Origin of the sequence: Flavobacterium aestuarii (assembly GCF_040049115.1) — a bacterium.
In the GTDB taxonomy this organism is placed as follows: domain Bacteria; phylum Bacteroidota; class Bacteroidia; order Flavobacteriales; family Flavobacteriaceae; genus Flavobacterium; species Flavobacterium aestuarii.
On sequence record NZ_JBDLZZ010000008.1, the window covers coordinates 80,228 to 97,312 of the forward strand.

The 17,085-nt window shown below is 34.5% G+C and carries 14 protein-coding genes and 1 pseudogene; 5 read left to right on the forward strand and 10 right to left on the reverse strand.

Annotated features, from left to right (window positions below; genetic code table 11):
* Positions 1–2 precede the first annotated feature (2 nt).
* Positions 3–938 (forward strand): malate dehydrogenase, encoded by a 936-nt coding sequence (locus ABEG11_RS10645; RefSeq protein ID WP_348824148.1) that lies wholly within the window; start codon positions 3–5, stop codon positions 936–938.
* A gap of 226 nt (positions 939–1,164) precedes the next feature.
* Entirely contained in the window at positions 1,165–4,137 is a 2,973-nt protein-coding gene (gene secDF / locus ABEG11_RS10650) for a protein translocase subunit SecDF (protein ID WP_348824149.1), read from the forward strand.
* Positions 4,138–4,258: 121 nt separating this feature from the next.
* Here secDF and ABEG11_RS10655 read toward each other — a convergent pair whose 3' ends face one another.
* Positions 4,259–5,152: a LysR family transcriptional regulator gene (locus tag ABEG11_RS10655; protein ID WP_348824150.1), complete on the reverse strand. Its 894-nt coding sequence runs from the start codon at positions 5,150–5,152 to the stop codon at positions 4,259–4,261.
* Between the two features lie 101 nt (positions 5,153–5,253).
* Here ABEG11_RS10655 and ABEG11_RS10660 point away from each other — a divergent pair.
* Positions 5,254–5,846, forward strand: a pseudogene (locus ABEG11_RS10660) (NAD(P)H-dependent oxidoreductase).
* 51 nt (positions 5,847–5,897) lie between these two features.
* Here the strand turns inward: ABEG11_RS10660 and lgt are convergent.
* The 6 genes from lgt to ABEG11_RS10690 all read right to left on the reverse strand — a co-directional run bounded on the left by lgt (position 5,898) and on the right by ABEG11_RS10690 (position 11,693).
* Positions 5,898–6,827 carry a prolipoprotein diacylglyceryl transferase gene (gene lgt / locus ABEG11_RS10665; protein WP_348824151.1) on the reverse strand — a complete coding sequence of 310 codons (930 nt, stop codon included), beginning with the start codon at positions 6,825–6,827 and terminating at the stop codon, positions 5,898–5,900.
* A 75-nt stretch (positions 6,828–6,902) separates the two neighbouring features.
* Entirely contained in the window at positions 6,903–7,187 is a 285-nt protein-coding gene (yidD, locus tag ABEG11_RS10670; RefSeq protein ID WP_348824152.1) for a membrane protein insertion efficiency factor YidD, read from the reverse strand.
* Between the two features lie 98 nt (positions 7,188–7,285).
* Entirely contained in the window at positions 7,286–8,764 is a 1,479-nt protein-coding gene (gene cysS / locus ABEG11_RS10675) for a cysteine--tRNA ligase (protein WP_348824153.1), read from the reverse strand.
* 59 nt (positions 8,765–8,823) lie between these two features.
* Positions 8,824–9,213, reverse strand: a complete 390-nt coding sequence (locus ABEG11_RS10680; RefSeq protein WP_348824154.1) for a four helix bundle protein — start codon at positions 9,211–9,213, stop codon at positions 8,824–8,826.
* A 37-nt stretch (positions 9,214–9,250) separates the two neighbouring features.
* Positions 9,251–9,922 (reverse strand): GTP cyclohydrolase I FolE, encoded by a 672-nt coding sequence (gene folE / locus ABEG11_RS10685; RefSeq protein ID WP_348824155.1) that lies wholly within the window; start codon positions 9,920–9,922, stop codon positions 9,251–9,253.
* Between the two features lie 574 nt (positions 9,923–10,496).
* Entirely contained in the window at positions 10,497–11,693 is a 1,197-nt protein-coding gene (locus ABEG11_RS10690; RefSeq protein ID WP_348824156.1) for a pyridoxal phosphate-dependent aminotransferase, read from the reverse strand.
* A gap of 125 nt (positions 11,694–11,818) precedes the next feature.
* Between ABEG11_RS10690 and ABEG11_RS10695 the strand changes: the two genes are divergently transcribed.
* Positions 11,819–13,150, forward strand: coding sequence for a PDZ domain-containing protein (locus ABEG11_RS10695; protein WP_348824157.1), 1,332 nt, complete (start codon positions 11,819–11,821; stop codon positions 13,148–13,150).
* Positions 13,151–13,181: 31 nt separating this feature from the next.
* On the opposite strand, the gene ABEG11_RS10700 is transcribed toward ABEG11_RS10695, so the two are convergent.
* Positions 13,182–13,571: a DUF1573 domain-containing protein gene (locus tag ABEG11_RS10700; RefSeq protein ID WP_348824158.1), complete on the reverse strand. Its 390-nt coding sequence runs from the start codon at positions 13,569–13,571 to the stop codon at positions 13,182–13,184.
* Between the two features lie 230 nt (positions 13,572–13,801).
* Here ABEG11_RS10700 and ABEG11_RS10705 point away from each other — a divergent pair, with 230 nt between their 5' ends.
* Positions 13,802–16,435 (forward strand): valine--tRNA ligase, encoded by a 2,634-nt coding sequence (locus ABEG11_RS10705; protein ID WP_348824159.1) that lies wholly within the window; start codon positions 13,802–13,804, stop codon positions 16,433–16,435.
* A 58-nt stretch (positions 16,436–16,493) separates the two neighbouring features.
* On the opposite strand, the gene ABEG11_RS10710 is transcribed toward ABEG11_RS10705, so the two are convergent.
* Both ABEG11_RS10710 and ABEG11_RS10715 read right to left on the reverse strand, forming a co-directional pair.
* Positions 16,494–16,775, reverse strand: a complete 282-nt coding sequence (locus tag ABEG11_RS10710) for a Txe/YoeB family addiction module toxin (protein ID WP_348824160.1) — start codon at positions 16,773–16,775, stop codon at positions 16,494–16,496.
* Positions 16,751–16,972 carry a DUF2683 family protein gene (locus ABEG11_RS10715; protein ID WP_348824161.1) on the reverse strand — a complete coding sequence of 74 codons (222 nt, stop codon included), beginning with the start codon at positions 16,970–16,972 and terminating at the stop codon, positions 16,751–16,753. Before ABEG11_RS10715 ends, ABEG11_RS10710 begins: the two co-directional genes overlap by 25 nt.
* Positions 16,973–17,085 lie beyond the last annotated feature (113 nt).

The following is a 17,085-nucleotide window of genomic DNA, read 5'->3' on the forward strand; positions in this document are numbered from 1 at the left end:
AAATGAAAGTTACCATTGTAGGAGCAGGGAATGTGGGAGCATCCTGTGCAGATTCAATTTCTTATAGAGGAATTGCTAGTGAAGTAGTATTATTAGATATCAGAGAAGGTTTTGCCGAAGGTAAAGCTATGGATATTATGCAATGTGCTACGAATACAGGTTTTAATACTAATGTTTCAGGTGTTACCAATGATTATTCTAAAACAGCAAACAGTGATGTGGTTGTTATAACTTCAGGAATTCCAAGAAAACCAGGAATGACAAGAGAAGAATTAATTGGAATCAACGCCGGAATTGTTAAAACAGTTGCAGAAAACGTACTAGCTCATTCACCAAATTGTATTGTTGTAGTAGTGTCTAATCCAATGGATACAATGACCTATTTGACATTAAAAGCTACTGGATTGCCAAAAAACAGAATTATCGGTATGGGTGGGGCATTAGATAGTTCCCGTTTTAGATATTATTTATCTAAGGCTTTAGATAAGCCTTCAAATGATATATCGGCAATGGTAATTGGTGGACATGGAGATACTACAATGATTCCTCTTACAAGATTGGCTGCTTATAATGGTATACCTGTATCTCAGTTTTTATCTCAAGAAGAATTGGAAAAAGTTGCAGCGGCTACAATGGTTGGCGGAGCAACTCTTACAGGTTTATTAGGTACTTCAGCATGGTATGCTCCTGGAGCTTCTGTTGCTTATCTGGTAGATAGTATATTGAATGATCAAAAGAAAATGATTGCGTGCTCAGTTTTTGTTGAGGGAGAATATGGTCAAAATGACATTTGCATTGGAGTACCTTGTATTATAGGTAAAAATGGTGTGGAGCAAATTGTAGATATTGCCTTGAATGATGCTGAAAAAGCTGCTTTTGCTAAGAGTGCTGATGCAGTAAGAAACATGAATGCTGATTTAAAATCGGTTTTAGTATAATAATTCTCATAAGAAAAAAAGAAGACTGCAATTTTGCAGTCTTTTTTTTCATTTTAATTAATAAATTAATTGGTTAATCTTTCCGTTAATTATATATTTGCTCGGTTTAAAAAAAATGACATAAACCGTGCAGCTCTTTTTTGTTTTTCAAAAATGACGTAATGGCTTATTTTATAGGGTTTAAAACAAAAAATAATAAATAAAAAATAATTAATTTTTAGTAATAATGCAGAATAAAGGACTTATTAAATTTTTCGCAATTCTATTTGCATTGGTAAGTATTTACCAACTTTCTTTCACTTTTGTGGCAAATAATGTCAAAAATGAAGCTAAAGCTTTTGCAGGAGAAAATCCTGATAAAGAGTTAAAGTATTTAGATTCTATTGGTAAAGAAAAAGTGTTTAATCTTGGTTTTGTTGATTTTACATATAATGAAGTAAAAAATAAGCAATTAAACAAAGGTCTTGACTTAGAAGGAGGAATTAATGTTATTCTTCAGATTTCTATCAAAGACGTTTTAAAAGGATTGTCTAACAATTCTAAAAATGCTGTATTTAATAAATCATTAGCAGATGCAAGCGCAAATTTAGAAGGAAATAAGACCTATTTAAATAAGTTTTTTGAAGCCTTTGAAGCAAACTCTAAAGGGGTTGTAAAACTAGCATCTCCTGATATCTTTGCAAACAGAAGTTTACAAGGAGAAGGTGGTGTGGATTTTCAAATGTCTGATGCTCAAGTTCAAAAAGTTATCAAAAGAAAAGTTGATGAGTCTGTTGAGAGTGCTTTTAAAGTAATAAGAGAGCGTATCGATAAATTTGGTGTAACACAGCCAAACATTCAAAAATTAGGAGAGACTGGAAGGATTTTAGTGGAGCTTCCAGGAGCAAAAGATGTTGACCGTATCAAAAAATTGTTAGGAGGAAAAGCTCAATTAGAGTTTTGGGAAACTTATAAAATCGAAGAAGTTGGAAGTTTTTTAATGGCTGCTAACGATGCTTTAAAAAAGACTGAAATCAAAAAAACAGAAACTAAAACTGCTGTTAAAGATTCATTAAGTGCTTTGTTGACGGATGCAAAAGACTCTGTAACTGCAAAAAAAGGAAACAATCCATTATTTGATAAAATGATTGGTCAAGGCGGTGGACCTATTTTAGGATATTTTGCGCCTAAAGATACAGCTGCTGTTAATGCATATTTTAAAAGAGCAGACATTAGAGTTTTATTAGCAGGTGACCAGCGTAATGCCAAATTTGTATGGAGCAAGCCTACTACGTTAAAGGATGACAAAGGGAAAGAAACTGAAGCAGTTGAATTATATGCTTTAAAAGGAAACAGAGATAACGTACCTGCAATGAGTGGTGGTGTTGTTACCGATGCTAAAGATACATTTGACCAAATGGGCAAACCTGCTGTTTCTATGCAGATGAACAATCAAGGAGCTAAAGGATGGGAAGAATTGACAGGCAGAGCTTTTACTCAAAAAGGTTTTATTGCTATTGTTTTAGATGATATTGTTTACTCAGCACCTGGTGTAACGAGCGGTCCTATCGCTGGAGGAAGATCTGAAATTACAGGTTCTTTTGATGTGGCTGAAACTAAAGATTTAGCTAACGTATTAAATGCAGGTAAACTGCCAGCTTCTGCTGATATTATTCAGTCAACAGTTGTTGGGCCATCTTTGGGTCAAGCGGCAATTGATGCAGGAACAATTTCTGCAGTATTAGGGTTTTTATTAGTTTGCTTATGGATGGTATTCTACTATGGTAAAGCAGGCTGGTATGCTAATCTTGCTTTATTATTGAATTTACTATTCTTATTCGGAATTATGGCAAGTTTTGGTTTTGTGTTAACATTGCCTGGTATTGCTGGTATCGTATTAACATTAGGAACGGCTGTAGATGCGAACATTATTATATTTGAAAGAGCAAAAGAGGAATTACGCGAAGGTAAATCTTTGTCTGAGGCTGTTGTAGCTTCTTACGGATGGCATGGTGCAATGCGTTCTATTATTGATGCAAACGTTACTCACGTTTTAACTGGAGCAATCTTGTTTATTTTTGGAACTGGTCCTATTAAAGGTTTTGCTTTAACATTGCTTATCGGTATCGTAACTTCATTGTTTACTTCTATCTTTATTGCTAGAATTTTTATTGATAAAAATATCGCTGGAAAAGGGGATCTGTCTTTCTGTACAAGTATTACTAAAAACTGGTTTACTAATTTTCATTATGATTTTATTAAAATCAAGAAATTTACATATATCTTCTCATCAATTGTTGTTGTAGTAAGTTTGATTTCTATTTTCTTTGTTAATGGTTTAGATGAAGGTGTAGATTTTGTGGGGGGTAGAACTTTTCAGGTTAAATTTGAAAAGCCAATCGACGCTACAGTAGTCTCAGATGAACTGTCTGCAGCTTTTGGTACACCAGTTGAAGCTAAGATTTTGGGTGATGATGATCAGCTGAAAATCACAACTAAATACAAAATCAAAGAAGACGGTGTTGCCGTTGACGAAGAAGTGAATCAAAAATTATACAATGCGTTGGCTAAATATTTCCCTAACGTTTCTTATGATAAATTCACGAACACCTTTGATGGTAAAAAAATAGGTGTATTGCAGGCTTCTAAAGTGGGAGCTTCGATTTCTGAAGATATTAAAACTAATTCTTACTGGGCAGTTCTTGGAGCAATGGCGGTTATTTTCTTGTATTTAATGATTTCTTTCCGTAAGTGGCAGTATTCATTAGGTGCGATTGCAGCTGTTGCGCATGACGTAATCTTTGTATTGGGTATTTACTCTTTATGTTATAAATTTATGCCTTTCCACATGGAAATGGATCAGCACTTTATCGCAGCGATTCTTACCGTTATTGGTTATTCAATGAATGATACCGTAATTGTATTTGATAGAATCAGAGAGTTTATTTTAGGAAAACGCAAAGGTTCTTTTGAAGATATTGTGAATGCATCTATTAATACTACATTGTCAAGAACATTGAATACTTCATTAATGATGATTATTGTATTGTTAACGATGTTTATCTTTGGTGGAGAATCAATCAGAGGTTTCATCTTTGCAATGTTGATAGGTATTGTTGTAGGTACTTATTCTTCATTATTTATTGCTACTCCAGTATTAGTTGATACTATTTCTTCTGCAGAGAAACATGACGTAGAAGTTAAACATCAAGAGAGCTAGTAGATAGTTATCTATAAAAAAAGGATTCAATGAAAGTTGAATCCTTTTTTTTTGCTTTAAATAATTGAGTTGTGCCTTTCGGGTTTTGTCGAAGAAAGTCTTCTTTGATACCGAAGTGTGATTACATTATTTTCTTAAAAGTATCTTTTATTAATTGTATTTGATCTCTATAAATTGTTTTCTTTTTGACAGCAAAATAGAGAGTGTTCTTTAAAGGTGTTTTCCCTTTCCATAAAAGCTTTATTGTGCCACTGTCTAGCTCTGTTTTGCATAAAAAATCTGGAATAACAGCTAAGCCATTGCTGTTGCTTAAACATCGCACTATAGAGTTTAAATTCGGGACAATATAATTAGGTCTGAAATCGGCATTTTTATTAAAATTCAGTTGCCAGAAGTTTCTCAGATGTTCCATGTCTCCAGTGGTTCCAAACCATTTTTGCTGTTTCAGCCATTTTTCGACTGCTTTAAAATCATTTTGCTTTTTAATGTTTTTAAATGCATCGAGATCCGTTTTATTACCGGCAATAAGCACTATGGTTTCTGAAGAAAACGCTTCGTAATCAATTGTGTTTTTCGTAATCATTTGTGGGGTTATGATTAAATCTAAAATTCCTTTCTCAAGGTTTTCAATCATTTCAGGGTACTCACCAAACTGAATAATTACATTAAAGGGAAAGGTAGATAGATAAGGTTCTAATGTAATCTGGAAAGTCTCGAAACACATCCCGATACTAATTGTTGGCGTGTCTTTTTCAGTGCTTCGCTGGAAGTTTTTTTCAGCTTCTTCTAATTTTCCTACAGCTTCAGTTATAAAATTATAAAGAACTTTCCCTTTTTCAGTGGGAATCATTTTCCTGCTGGTTCTGTCGAATAGTTTATATCCAACATAATTTTCAAGTGAACTTAAATGCAGACTGACTCCCGGCTGTGAAATAAATAATGCTTCTGCCGCGCCAGTTAAAGTTCCTGCTTTGTATATATATTTAAATGTACGATACCATTCTAAATTGACCATTTTTTAACTATTATAATTATAATACAAATGTATAAATTAAGTTATTTTAATAATACTTATTAGTGACGTAAATTTGCTTCATCAAATTAAAGCTAATAAAAATGAAAAAGATATTTATAATAAACGGGGGTCAAAAATTTGGCCATTCAGGAGGAAAATTCAATGAAACAATTGCTAAAGAAACAGCAGACTTTTTTTAAATAACAAAGGTTATGAAGTAAAAAGCACTGATGTAAACGATGAATACGATCCAGCTGAAGAGGTTGAAAAATTCGCTTGGGCAGATGTTGTAATATACCATACGCCGATTTGGTGGTTTCAGCTGCCGCATGCTTTTAAAAAATATATTGACGTAGTTTTTACCGAAGGTCATGATAATGGCATTTACAAAAGTGACGGCCGTTCTTCTAAAAATCCTGCTATTAACTATGGTACTGGGGGAATGCTGCACGGGAGGAAATATATGGTAACGACTTCATGGAATGCTCCGAAAGAGGCTTTTACATTGCCTGGTGAATTTTTCAATGAAACTAGTGTAGATAATGGCCCTATGTTTGGTTTTCATCGTATGAATGCTTTTACTGGAATGCAGCCTTTAGAAAGTTTGCATTTTCACGATGTTATGAAAGGAGCAAATGTAGATAGTGACTTAGAAATGTATAGAAATCATTTAACTCGATTGTTTTTAAATTAAAAAAAATGCCACTGAATTTTCAGTGGCATTTTGGTAATAGGTTTTTGTGATTTATAACTCTGCTTCTTTTTTTGCAGTAAATACAAAATACAGTCCTGCAAGTATGAAAGGGATACTCAGCCATTGTCCAGTCGATAATACATTTCCTAAATCACTTTCAAACCCGCCTTGGCTCTCTTTTACAGATTCTACTACTATACGTACCGTAAATAAAAGGACTAAGAATAAGCCAAATAAATAGCCGGATTTTTTACGGGCATCTGTTTTCCAATACAAGAAAAACAGAACAGCAAAAACAAAAATATAACAAAAAGCTTCATATAATTGGGCAGGATGTTTAGCAGGAACCTGCTCTAATAGATTAACATATTGAGGATTAGCTGCAATAGCATCATATGCTTCTTTTGGTGTTGCAAGCTGAGTTGCGTTTACAGCTTCTCTTGGGCTGAATTGATCTCTTACAAAACGGATCCCAAATGAAGATGTAGTCTCTTTGCCTACAATTTCAGAATTGAAAAAATTACCTAATCGCACAAAAATCGCACCACTTGCAACAGGAATGACTACACGGTCTAAAATCCATAAAATTGGCTTGTGAAGCACTTTTTTTGAAAAAAAATACATAGCAATGATAATTGAAATTGCCGCTCCATGGCTAGCTAAACCTTGGTATCCGGTAAACTCAAATTTTGGATTAAAACGGAAAGGCAGTATAATTTCGGGCAGATTGTTGCGGTAATATTCCCAGTCGTAAAAGAAAACGTGTCCCAAACGCGCACCGACCAAAGTAGCTAATACTGTCCATACAAACAAAGAATCCAATTTGTCGATTGAAATGTTTTCTCTGTCAAAAATATGCTTCATGATGTACCAGCCCAATCCAAAAGCGATTACGAACATCAAACTGTAATAGCGGATAATGAAAAAACCTAAATCAATACCTTCAGAGGGATTCCAAACAATGTTTAAAGCGTGTGTCATTTATTTTATTTTTTTGTGAAAATACTATTTTGAATTGAGTAATTGTGTTAACTAAAAGGGAATAATTTTTCTTTTTTAATGATTATTATGCTTACATCTTTTGTTTTCTTTCTCCCTTTCCTTTGGAGAGGGCTGGGGAGAGGATGGAACAGGATCGTATCCTTTTTTGCCCCAAGGATGACAGCTTAAAATTCTTTTTATTCCCAGATAGCCTCCATAAAATAGTCCATGAATTTGCAATGCCTGTATCATATAAGTGGAACAAGTAGGCTCAAATCGACAAGAAGCAGGTGTAAAAGGCGAAATAGCTCCCTGATAAAAGCGAACGAGTAAAATAAAAGGAGCCGTTAGAAATTTCATGATTCTTGTGATTTAAGATTAACGATTTAGGATTAACGTTTTAAGATTTCCTTTGCAGAGAAATCTGAAGTCAAAAGGCGTTAATCAACAATCTAAAATCAATTTATACTAAAAGTAGTTCCTTCCTTCCCATCTTTTAATTGAATGCCTAAAGCTATTAACTGGTCACGGATCTGGTCAGACATCGCAAAATCTTTATTGTCTCTTGCCTGTTTGCGCATGCCAATAAGCATATTAACTACACCTTCTAATTTATCGGTATTGCCATTGGTTTTTTCTTCTTCCAATCCCAAAACATCGAATACAAAAGCCTGCATGGCAGTAGTGAATAATTTTAAATCGACAGCATTCAAAGTTTCTTTTTCGTCTTTCAATAAATTGATAAAACGAACTCCTTCGAATAATTGAGCAATAAGGATTGGAGTATTGAAATCGTCATTCATCGCATCATAACACAATTGTTTCCAGCTTGCAATGTCTAATGAGCTGGTTTCTTTTGCCGAAATACCTTTCAAAGCTTCCATTGCTTCCATCAGCCTTTTATATCCTTTTTCTGCAGCAATAATTGCTTCATCAGAGAAATCAAGAATGCTTCTGTAGTGAGCTTGCATCATAAAAAATCGGGTAACCGAAGCCGAAAAAGCCTTGCTTAAAAACTGATTTTCTCCTGTTAAAATCTCTCCTGGCAGGATATTATTTCCGGTGGATTTTGCCATTTTTTTACCGTTTAGGGTAAGCATATTGGCATGCATCCAATAATTGACCGGCGTGTGTCCTGTACAGGCTTCGTTTTGAGCAATTTCACATTCGTGGTGCGGGAATTTTAAATCCATTCCGCCACCATGAATATCAAAATGATTACCTAAATATTTAGTGCTCATGGCAGTACATTCCAAGTGCCAGCCTGGAAAACCGTCACTCCAAGGCGAAGGCCAGCGCATGATGTGCTGTGGTTCGGCTTTTTTCCAAAGCGCAAAATCCTGCGGATTTCTTTTGTCCGACTGTCCGTCAAGATCACGGGTGTTGGCAAGCATGTCTTCAATATTTCGACCGCTCAATACACCATAATTGTTAGTTTCGTTGAATTTAACCACATCAAAATAAACTGATCCATTGGCTACATAACCAATTCCTTTGTCGATAATGGTTTTTATGATTTCGATCTGCTCAATAATATGTCCAGTTGCAGTTGGTTCAATGCTTGGTGGCAAAAAGTTGAAAGCATTTAGGATATCGTGAAAATCCACTGTGTACCTCTGAACCACTTCCATAGGTTCCAATTGCTCCAAACGTGCTTTTTTTGCAATTTTATCTTCACCTTCGTCTACATCGTCCACAATATGACCAACATCGGTAATGTTTCGAACGTAACGAACTTTGTAATCTAAGTGCTGTAAGTATCTAAAGATTACGTCAAACGACATAAAAGTTCTCACATTCCCAAGATGCACATTGCTGTAAACCGTTGGTCCGCATACATACATGCCCACATTTCCTTCGTTGATTGGCGTAAATGTTTCTTTTTCTCCCGAAAGAGAATTGTATATTTTTAAGGTTTGGTTTTTATATAATGGCATTGTGATGTTTATTGTTTGTTGTTTTTGGTTTATTGTTATTGTTTTGGATGTGGAAACTTTTACTTGAATTTGAGACCTTTAATTTCACAATTGTTTAAGTAATTCATCATTGCTCCAATTTTATTTTTTACGTGTTCAACATTTTCGTTTAATTTTAAATGTTGTTCTTCAGAAATCAATTTTTTATCAAATGCTCTATACGATTGTGATTTTACTTCACCAGCAGAACCCTTTGCAATACTTAAAAATTGGATGAATTCTCTATTGCCATTTCTTTCAAAGCCTTCAGCAATATTATCCATAATAGAACCAGAACTTCTGTCGATTTGGTCTTTTAAGGAATAGTTAGTTTTTAAGTTTGTCATTTGGATTAGAAGTTCAACTTGTTGGCAAATTTCTCGAGCCAATCTCCAAATTTCCAAATCTTCGAATTTCAGTATTTTCCCCATCACGAACTATAAACAATTAACAAAAAACTATAAACTTTTAAAATTTAGTCTCCAGTTTAATGTAATCCAAAAATTCTCTTTTGATTTGGGCGTCTTTGAATTTTCCGCCAAATTCAGAAGTTACCGTACTGCTTTCGATATCTTTGATTCCTCTTGAATTCACGCAAAGGTGTTTAGCGTCAATTACGCAGGCAACATCTTCGGTACCAAGGGCTTGTTGAAGTTCCTGAACAATCTGCATTGTTAAACGTTCTTGTACTTGAGGTCTTTTGGCAAAATGTTCAACAATACGGTTCATTTTCGAAAGGCCAATAACCCTGCCGCTCGAAATGTACGCCACATGCGCTCTTCCTATGATTGGCAATAAATGATGTTCGCAGGTAGAGTAAAGCGTAATGTTTTTTTCAACCAGCATTTCGCCGTATTTGTAATTGTTTTCAAAAGTGGATGCTTTTGGTTTTTTGTCAGGATTCAAACCTCCAAAAATTTCTTTTACAAACATTTTTGCAACACGATTAGGAGTGCCTTTCATGCTGTCATCTGTCAAATCCATTCCTAGTGTTAAGAGAATGTTTTCGACATCTTTTTTTATTTTTTCGATCTTTTCTTCATCTGTAATGTCAAAAGCATCTTTACGTACTGGATTTTGAGCATTTGTACTAATATGATTGTTTCCTATTTCGTCCTGAAATTCTTCGTTGTTTATCATTAAAAGCTACTGTTATTATGATTGTCTATTTTTGAGGGGTAAAGATAATTAATAAAAAGGAAACATTTTCTATCGTTTTGGCTTTTTAATTCTATCAATAAATAGGCATCTATTATTGTTTTTAGGAGCAGAACATTTGATGTTATAACAGCAATTCCTCCTGCTTTCTGTTACACACGAGCGATAGCGAACTGACGAAGTAATCTTGTGGGCTGAACCCCAGCCCACAAGGATTTCCGTTGCAATCGGGGCTAAAGATCAACATTTTTGTTTCATCAGAAACACAAAACACGGTGTTGAAAACTGCTGTTAGATCTCTGGTGAAAGAATAAATCTTATAAATCAATCAATGACTTTTTTATCATTTCAAAACTCCACAAATTTGTCATTCCGTAGGAATCTCCATAAGTAATTCCGCAATCAAAGCACCAATCTTTGTAGAGCTTTTAGTGGAGATTCCTCCTCCGTCGGAATGACAAAATTGCGAGGAAAATGCCGTAAAACTGATTTTGATACAAAACAAAAAAGCAATACCGTTACCGATATTGCTTTTTAAATATTTAGAATGTTTTTTCTATTTCGAATTATAAACAGCAATCGCCTCTTTCAAAATGCGAACTGCATTAATTAAATCTTCTTTTTTCAAAACATAAGCAATACGAACCTGATTCAAGCCTACGCCTGGAGTCGAGTAGAAACCCGCAGCAGGAGCAATCATAACCGTTTCACCGTTCAGTTCGTATTTTTCCAAAAGCCATTGTGCAAAAACATCTGCATTGTCAATTGGGAGCTGAGCAATACAATAAAAAGCTGCTTTGGGAGTCTTTACAATTACACCGTCTATTTTGTTTAATTCGCTTATTAAAATATCTCTTCGTTCTTTGTATTCGGTAATAACTTCATCAAAATAGCTTTGAGGTGTGTCAATTGCAGCTTCGCAGGCAATCTGTTCAATTGTTGGTGGGCATAGACGGGCTTGTGCAAATTTCATTGCAGCCGCTATAACTTCTCTGTTTTTAGTTACCATACAGCCAATACGTGCACCGCACATACTGTATCTTTTAGAAACCGAATCAATCATGATTACATTCTGCTCGATTCCTGTTAGATTCATGACAGAAAAATGCTTGTCTCTTTCATCGTAAATGAATTCACGGTACACTTCGTCAGCGATTAAAAACAAATCATGTTTTTTAACCAATTCTCCCAGCTGTTTGATTTCGGATTCCGAATATAAATAGCCTGTCGGGTTATTTGGATTACAGATTAAGATCGCTTTTGATTTTGGCGTGATTGCTTTTTCAAATTCTTCGATTGTGGGGAGTGTAAATCCGCTTTCAATGTTAGAAATTACAGGAACAACTGTTGCGCTTGATTCTTCCGAAAAAGCGCTGTAATTGGCGTAAAAAGGTTCCGGAATGATAACTTCATCTCCTGGGTCCATGATGCTTCCCAAGGCAAATAATAGTGCTTCAGAACCACCTGTGGTAATCATAATATCTTCAAAGCCTACTTTTACATTTTGTTTGGTGTAAAATTGGGCTAGTTTTTTTCGGTAGCTTTCATATCCAGCTGATGGGCCGTATTCAATAATTGCTAAATCAATATTTTTTATCGCATTGATTGCAATTTCGGGGCTTTTTATATCAGGCTGGCCAATATTTAAATGATAAACTTTATGTCCTTTTTTTTTAGCTATATCTGCGTATGGAGCCAATTTACGGATTGGTGATTCCGGCATTCTTCGACCTCTGATTGAAATTTCAGGCATGATTATAAATTTGAGGTGCAAATTTGCGATTTATTTTCCAAAAATACAGTAAACTATATGCCTATTTTGTTGTTTTTTGTTCATTATTATCGTATAATTGGGTAACATTATAGAAATATAACTAAATGAAAAAAAAATGTATATTTTTTCTTTTATTACTGACAATAATGCCTGTTTTTGCTCAGGACGATTTTGTGTTTGATAAAGGAGTCGAAAAAGTTACAGTGCCAATAGTACTGATTAATAATTTAGTTTTTATTCCTATTAAAGTAAATGGAGTAGAGTTGAATTTCCTTTTGGATACTGGTGTAGAGGAAACAATTCTTTTTAGTTTAGAAGATAATCCCGAGATAAATTTTTATAATTCTGAAAAAATCAGTTTGCGAGGTTTGGGCAGTGAAGAAGCTATTGAAGGATTGAAAACTACTAATAATATTCTTGAATTAGATGGGGTTAAAGCCAGCAGACAGCTTATTTATGTTATTCTGGATCAGAGTTTTAATCTTTCTTCACAAATTGGAATTCCTGTAAATGGCATTATTGGATATAATTTTTTCAAAGAGAATTTAGTTCGAATTGACTATGCCAGTAAAAAAGTTATTGTTTATAAAAATAATGACAGCAATAGAAAAAAAGTAGAAAAAAAATTTGATAAAACTGCTATCACAATTGACAGGTTTAAGCCTTATCTGATGGGAATTACAGAATTTGATAATTTAGATATAGGAGTAAAATTGTTAATAGATACAGGAAATAGCGACTCTGTGTGGCTTTTCCAAAATTTATCAAGCCAGATTAAAGTTCCAGCTAAAAATTTTGAAGATTTTTTAGGAAAAGGCTTTAGTGGCGATATCGAGGGAAGAAGAGCGCGTATTGCTAATTTTTCATTTGATAAGTACAATTTTAGAAAGCCCATTGTTGCATTCCCAGATTCGGCTTCTATAAGAAATGTCCGAATGGTCAAAGACAGGATCGGTTCAGTTGGAGGTGAAATTTTAAAACGGTTTTCAATAGTTTTTGATTATAAAAATGAACTGCTTTATTTAAAAAGAAACTCTAGATTTAATGAGCCATTTGGTTATAATAAAAGCGGTATCGAAATAAAACATAATGGAATACAATGGGTAAAAGAGACAGTGAGAATGGAAACGGTGCCTTTGTCTGGAGGAATTTCATTTGATAAAAATGGTAATAATGTTACAAATGATTTTAGATATAAATTTGAACTTAAGCCAATTTATGAAATTGCCAATGTCCGCAAAAATTCAGCTGCATCCAAATGCGGTTTGAGAGTGGGAGACATAATTATTTCGATTAATAAATTGCCAGCGTATAAATATTCATTAGAAAAACTAAATGAATTGTTTAAATCTGATGATGATAAATGGATTTATCTGGAAGTTGAAAGAGAAAGTAAAACATTGAAATTTGCTTTTCAATTAATTGATGAATTGTAACAAAAAAAACGCTTTAAAGCGTTTTTTTAATTTAATTTGTTAAGACTTCTCCTTTTATTTTAAGAGGTACTCTGCCTTCTTCATAATTTACAGCATTGGTCTCGAGAGTGATTGTTTTTCGGATTGGACCAGGAACCATATTGTATTTTATTTCAATTTTTTCTGATTTCCCTGGGGCAATTGGCTGGGCTGGTTTATACAATATAGTAAAACTTGCTGTAGTCTGAATGCCAGTTATACTTAGAGGAGCATCGCCATTATTAACGAAAGTGACGCTTCGGACACCATTATCAGCAGACTTGCTTACTTTTCCATAGTCAATGGTATTGTTAGGCTGCTGAATTTCAATCTTAGGCCCGCTTTGGGCAAAACCTATAGTGCTTAAAAATAATAATGCTAAAAGGGATTTTATATTTTTCATTTATTTTATTTTTTAGTAGGTATAGTAAATGTACTACCTTTTAATTAATGCACAATTTTTTATTTTGCTTTTTATACTGTATTTAAATTTTTTACTTTTGTCACCAATTTAAAATAACAAAAATCAGACCAAAGCGTTTGCTGTTGATTTGTTTAACCGTTTAATCGTTAATTTGATTTAAGTACGATTAAACGAATCAGCAATTCAACGATTAAACAAATCCACATAAAATGACAATTCCTGCACAATTTGACGCTAAAACCATTGAAAACAAATGGTATGATTACTGGATGAAGAATAATTATTTTCATTCGGAGCCAGACCATAGAACACCTTATTCTATTGTAATTCCGCCACCCAATGTGACTGGTGTGTTGCACATGGGACACATGCTTAACAATACCATTCAGGATGTTTTAATTCGTCGTGCCCGTTTGAAAGGTTTCAATGCCTGCTGGGTTCCTGGAACGGATCATGCTTCGATTGCAACAGAGGCGAAAGTAGTTGCCAAACTGAAATCGGAAGGAATCAATAAATCTGATTTGACTCGCGAAGAGTTTTTAAAACACGCTTACGACTGGACAGATAAATACGGAGGGACAATTCTGGAACAATTAAAACAACTGGGATGTTCCTGCGATTGGGAAAGAACCAAATTCACGATGGATCCAGATATGTCGGCTTCGGTAATTAAATCTTTCGTGGATTTATACAACAAAGGCATGATTTATCGTGGATACCGAATGGTAAACTGGGATCCGGAAGCCAAAACAACTTTGTCTGACGAAGAAGTTATTTATGAAGAACAACAAGGAAAATTGTTTTTCTTAAAATATAAAATCGAAGGAAGCGAAGATTTTCTGACTGTGGCAACGACACGTCCGGAAACAATTTTTGGAGATACAGCAATTTGCATCAATCCAAATGATGAGCGTTTCATTCATTTGAAAGGGAAAAAAGCGATTGTACCAATTTGCGGTCGTGTGGTTCCAATTATCGAAGATGAATATGTAGATGTAGAATTTGGAACGGGCTGTTTGAAAGTAACTCCGGCTCACGATGTAAACGATAAGACATTAGGAGAAAAACACAATCTGGAGATAGTTGATATTTTCAATGAAGATGCTACGCTGAATAGTTTTGGTTTACACTATCAAGGAAAAGACCGTTTTGTAGTTCGTGCCGAGATTGCGAAAGAATTGGAAGCAAACGGTGATTTGGTTAAAACTGAAATTCACTTAAATAAAGTAGGAACTTCTGAAAGAACCAAAGCAGTGATCGAGCCTCGTTTGTCTGATCAGTGGTTTTTGAAAATGGATGAATTGGTAAAACCGGCTATTAAATCGGTTTTGGAAACAGGAGATATTAAATTACACCCAAAACGTTTTGACAACACTTATGCGCATTGGTTAAATAATATCCGCGATTGGAATATTTCCCGTCAATTGTGGTGGGGACAGCAGATTCCGGCTTATTATTATGGTGATGGCAAAGAAGATTTTGTAGTTGCCGAAACTATTGAAGAGGCTTTAGCTTTAGCTAAAGAAAGAACCAACAACCAACAACTGACAACCGACAAACTAACTCAAGATGCCGATGCACTCGATACCTGGTTTTCTTCATGGCTGTGGCCAATGTCCGTTTTTGGCGGAATTATGGATCCTGAAAATGAAGATTTTAAATACTATTATCCGACTAATGATTTAGTGACTGGTCCAGATATTTTGTTTTTCTGGGTTGCGAGAATGATTATTGCTGGATATGAATATACAGGAGAAAAACCATTTTCAAATGTGTATTTAACAGGTTTGGTTCGCGATAAGCAAAGACGTAAAATGTCTAAATCGTTGGGGAATTCTCCAGAGCCTTTGGAATTGATTGAAAAATTTGGTGCTGATGGAGTTCGTGTGGGATTGCTTTTGAGTGCTTCTGCCGGAAACGACATTATGTTTGATGAAGAATTATGCAACCAAGGAAAAGGATTCACGAATAAAATCTGGAATGCTTTCAAACTGATAAAAGGCTGGGAAGTTTCAGATTCAATTCCGCAACCAGAATCTTCAAAAGTGGCGATTGAATGGTATGAAGCTAAATTACAGCAGACTTTAGCTGAAATCGAAGATAATTTCGAAAAATACAGAATTTCCGATGCTTTGATGGGAATTTATAAATTGGTTTGGGACGATTTTTGTTCTTGGTTCTTGGAAATGATTAAACCGGCATACCAACAGCCGATTGACAGCGTAACTTTTGCGAAAGCGATAGAAATGCTGGAAAACAATTTGAAATTATTACATCCGTTTATGCCTTTTCTGACAGAGGAAATTTGGCAGCATATTGCAGAAAGAACAGCAGAAGAAGCTTTAATAGTCTCCACTTGGCCAGAATTAAAATCATTTGATGCCAAATTAATTGCTGATTTTGAGAATTCCATTGAAGTGATTTCTGGAATCAGAACCATTCGTAAGGACAAGAATATTCCGTTTAAAGATACGATTGAATTGAAGGTGGTGAACAATGACAAAGCTTCGACTTATTTTGATTCGGTTATAACCAAATTAGGGAATATTACTTCATTAGAATATGTTTCGGATAAAGTGGATGGCGCTTTGTCTTTCCGTGTAAAATCGAATGAATATTTCATCCCGATTACCGGAAATATTGATGTTGAAGCTGAAATCACCAAATTGAACGAAGAATTAAATTACATCAAAGGCTTCTTGAAATCAGTGCAGGTGAAATTATCAAATGAAAAGTTTGTAGCCAATGCCAAACCTGAAATCATAGAAAACGAACGCAAAAAAGAAGCAGATGCGCTTTCTAAAATTGCTACAATCGAGCAAAGTTTGGCTGGATTGAAATAGTCTAATTCCTGATTAAAATAGCAACCCCAATTCTGAAAATTTTTGGAATTGGGGTTTTTTATTTATCTGAATAATGTCCTATTGCTGAAACTATATAAACGGTAACGATATCTTCATCTACTTTATAAATGAGTCGGTCTTTTTGGTTTATTCTTCTTGACCAATATCCACTGAGTTGATGTTTTAGTTTTTCGGGTTTACCAATTCCTTGATAGGGTGTACTTTCGAGTTCAAGTATTATTTTTCGAATAGTGTTTATGTTTGATTTATTGCCGGATTTGAAATGTTTCGCTAAATCTTTTTCGGCTTCTTGGGTTATTTCAATCCTAAACTTCCCCATACATCATTCGGATCAATAGTTTTGGTTTTTCCCTCTTTTATGTTTTTTTCAGCCTTTAGTATTTTTTCAACAAATTCAGGCTTGTATGGACTTTCCTCATTTATTTCCACACCCTTATTGGTAAGCGATAATAATTTTGCCAGTTCAAGCAATGCTTTGCCTGCCTTTGTACGCTCATTAATGGTTATGGTTGTCATGGTTTTATTTTTTGATAATACACAAAGATACAAAAAAGGTTTGTCCAAAATTAGAACATTTTTTTTCCATTTTAAAAGCAAAAAAAATGGTTTTATTTCTTGATTTTGTGCTT

What these genes read in the sequence shown, in the direction of transcription:
- ABEG11_RS10645 (WP_348824148.1), top strand. Translation starts at nt 3, where the DNA reads ATGAAAGTTACCATTGTAGGAGCAGGGAATGTGGGAGCATCCTGTGCA.
- secDF (WP_348824149.1), top strand. Translation starts at nt 1,165, where the DNA reads ATGCAGAATAAAGGACTTATTAAATTTTTCGCAATTCTATTTGCATTG.
- ABEG11_RS10655 (WP_348824150.1), bottom strand. Translation starts at nt 5,152, where the DNA reads ATGGTCAATTTAGAATGGTATCGTACATTTAAATATATATACAAAGCA.
- lgt (WP_348824151.1), bottom strand. Translation starts at nt 6,827, where the DNA reads ATGACACACGCTTTAAACATTGTTTGGAATCCCTCTGAAGGTATTGAT.
- yidD (WP_348824152.1), bottom strand. Translation starts at nt 7,187, where the DNA reads ATGAAATTTCTAACGGCTCCTTTTATTTTACTCGTTCGCTTTTATCAG.
- cysS (WP_348824153.1), bottom strand. Translation starts at nt 8,764, where the DNA reads ATGCCATTATATAAAAACCAAACCTTAAAAATATACAATTCTCTTTCG.
- ABEG11_RS10680 (WP_348824154.1), bottom strand. Translation starts at nt 9,213, where the DNA reads ATGGGGAAAATACTGAAATTCGAAGATTTGGAAATTTGGAGATTGGCT.
- folE (WP_348824155.1), bottom strand. Translation starts at nt 9,922, where the DNA reads ATGATAAACAACGAAGAATTTCAGGACGAAATAGGAAACAATCATATT.
- ABEG11_RS10690 (WP_348824156.1), bottom strand. Translation starts at nt 11,693, where the DNA reads ATGCCTGAAATTTCAATCAGAGGTCGAAGAATGCCGGAATCACCAATC.
- ABEG11_RS10695 (WP_348824157.1), top strand. Translation starts at nt 11,819, where the DNA reads ATGAAAAAAAAATGTATATTTTTTCTTTTATTACTGACAATAATGCCT.
- ABEG11_RS10700 (WP_348824158.1), bottom strand. Translation starts at nt 13,571, where the DNA reads ATGAAAAATATAAAATCCCTTTTAGCATTATTATTTTTAAGCACTATA.
- ABEG11_RS10705 (WP_348824159.1), top strand. Translation starts at nt 13,802, where the DNA reads ATGACAATTCCTGCACAATTTGACGCTAAAACCATTGAAAACAAATGG.
- ABEG11_RS10710 (WP_348824160.1), bottom strand. Translation starts at nt 16,775, where the DNA reads ATGGGGAAGTTTAGGATTGAAATAACCCAAGAAGCCGAAAAAGATTTA.
- ABEG11_RS10715 (WP_348824161.1), bottom strand. Translation starts at nt 16,972, where the DNA reads ATGACAACCATAACCATTAATGAGCGTACAAAGGCAGGCAAAGCATTG.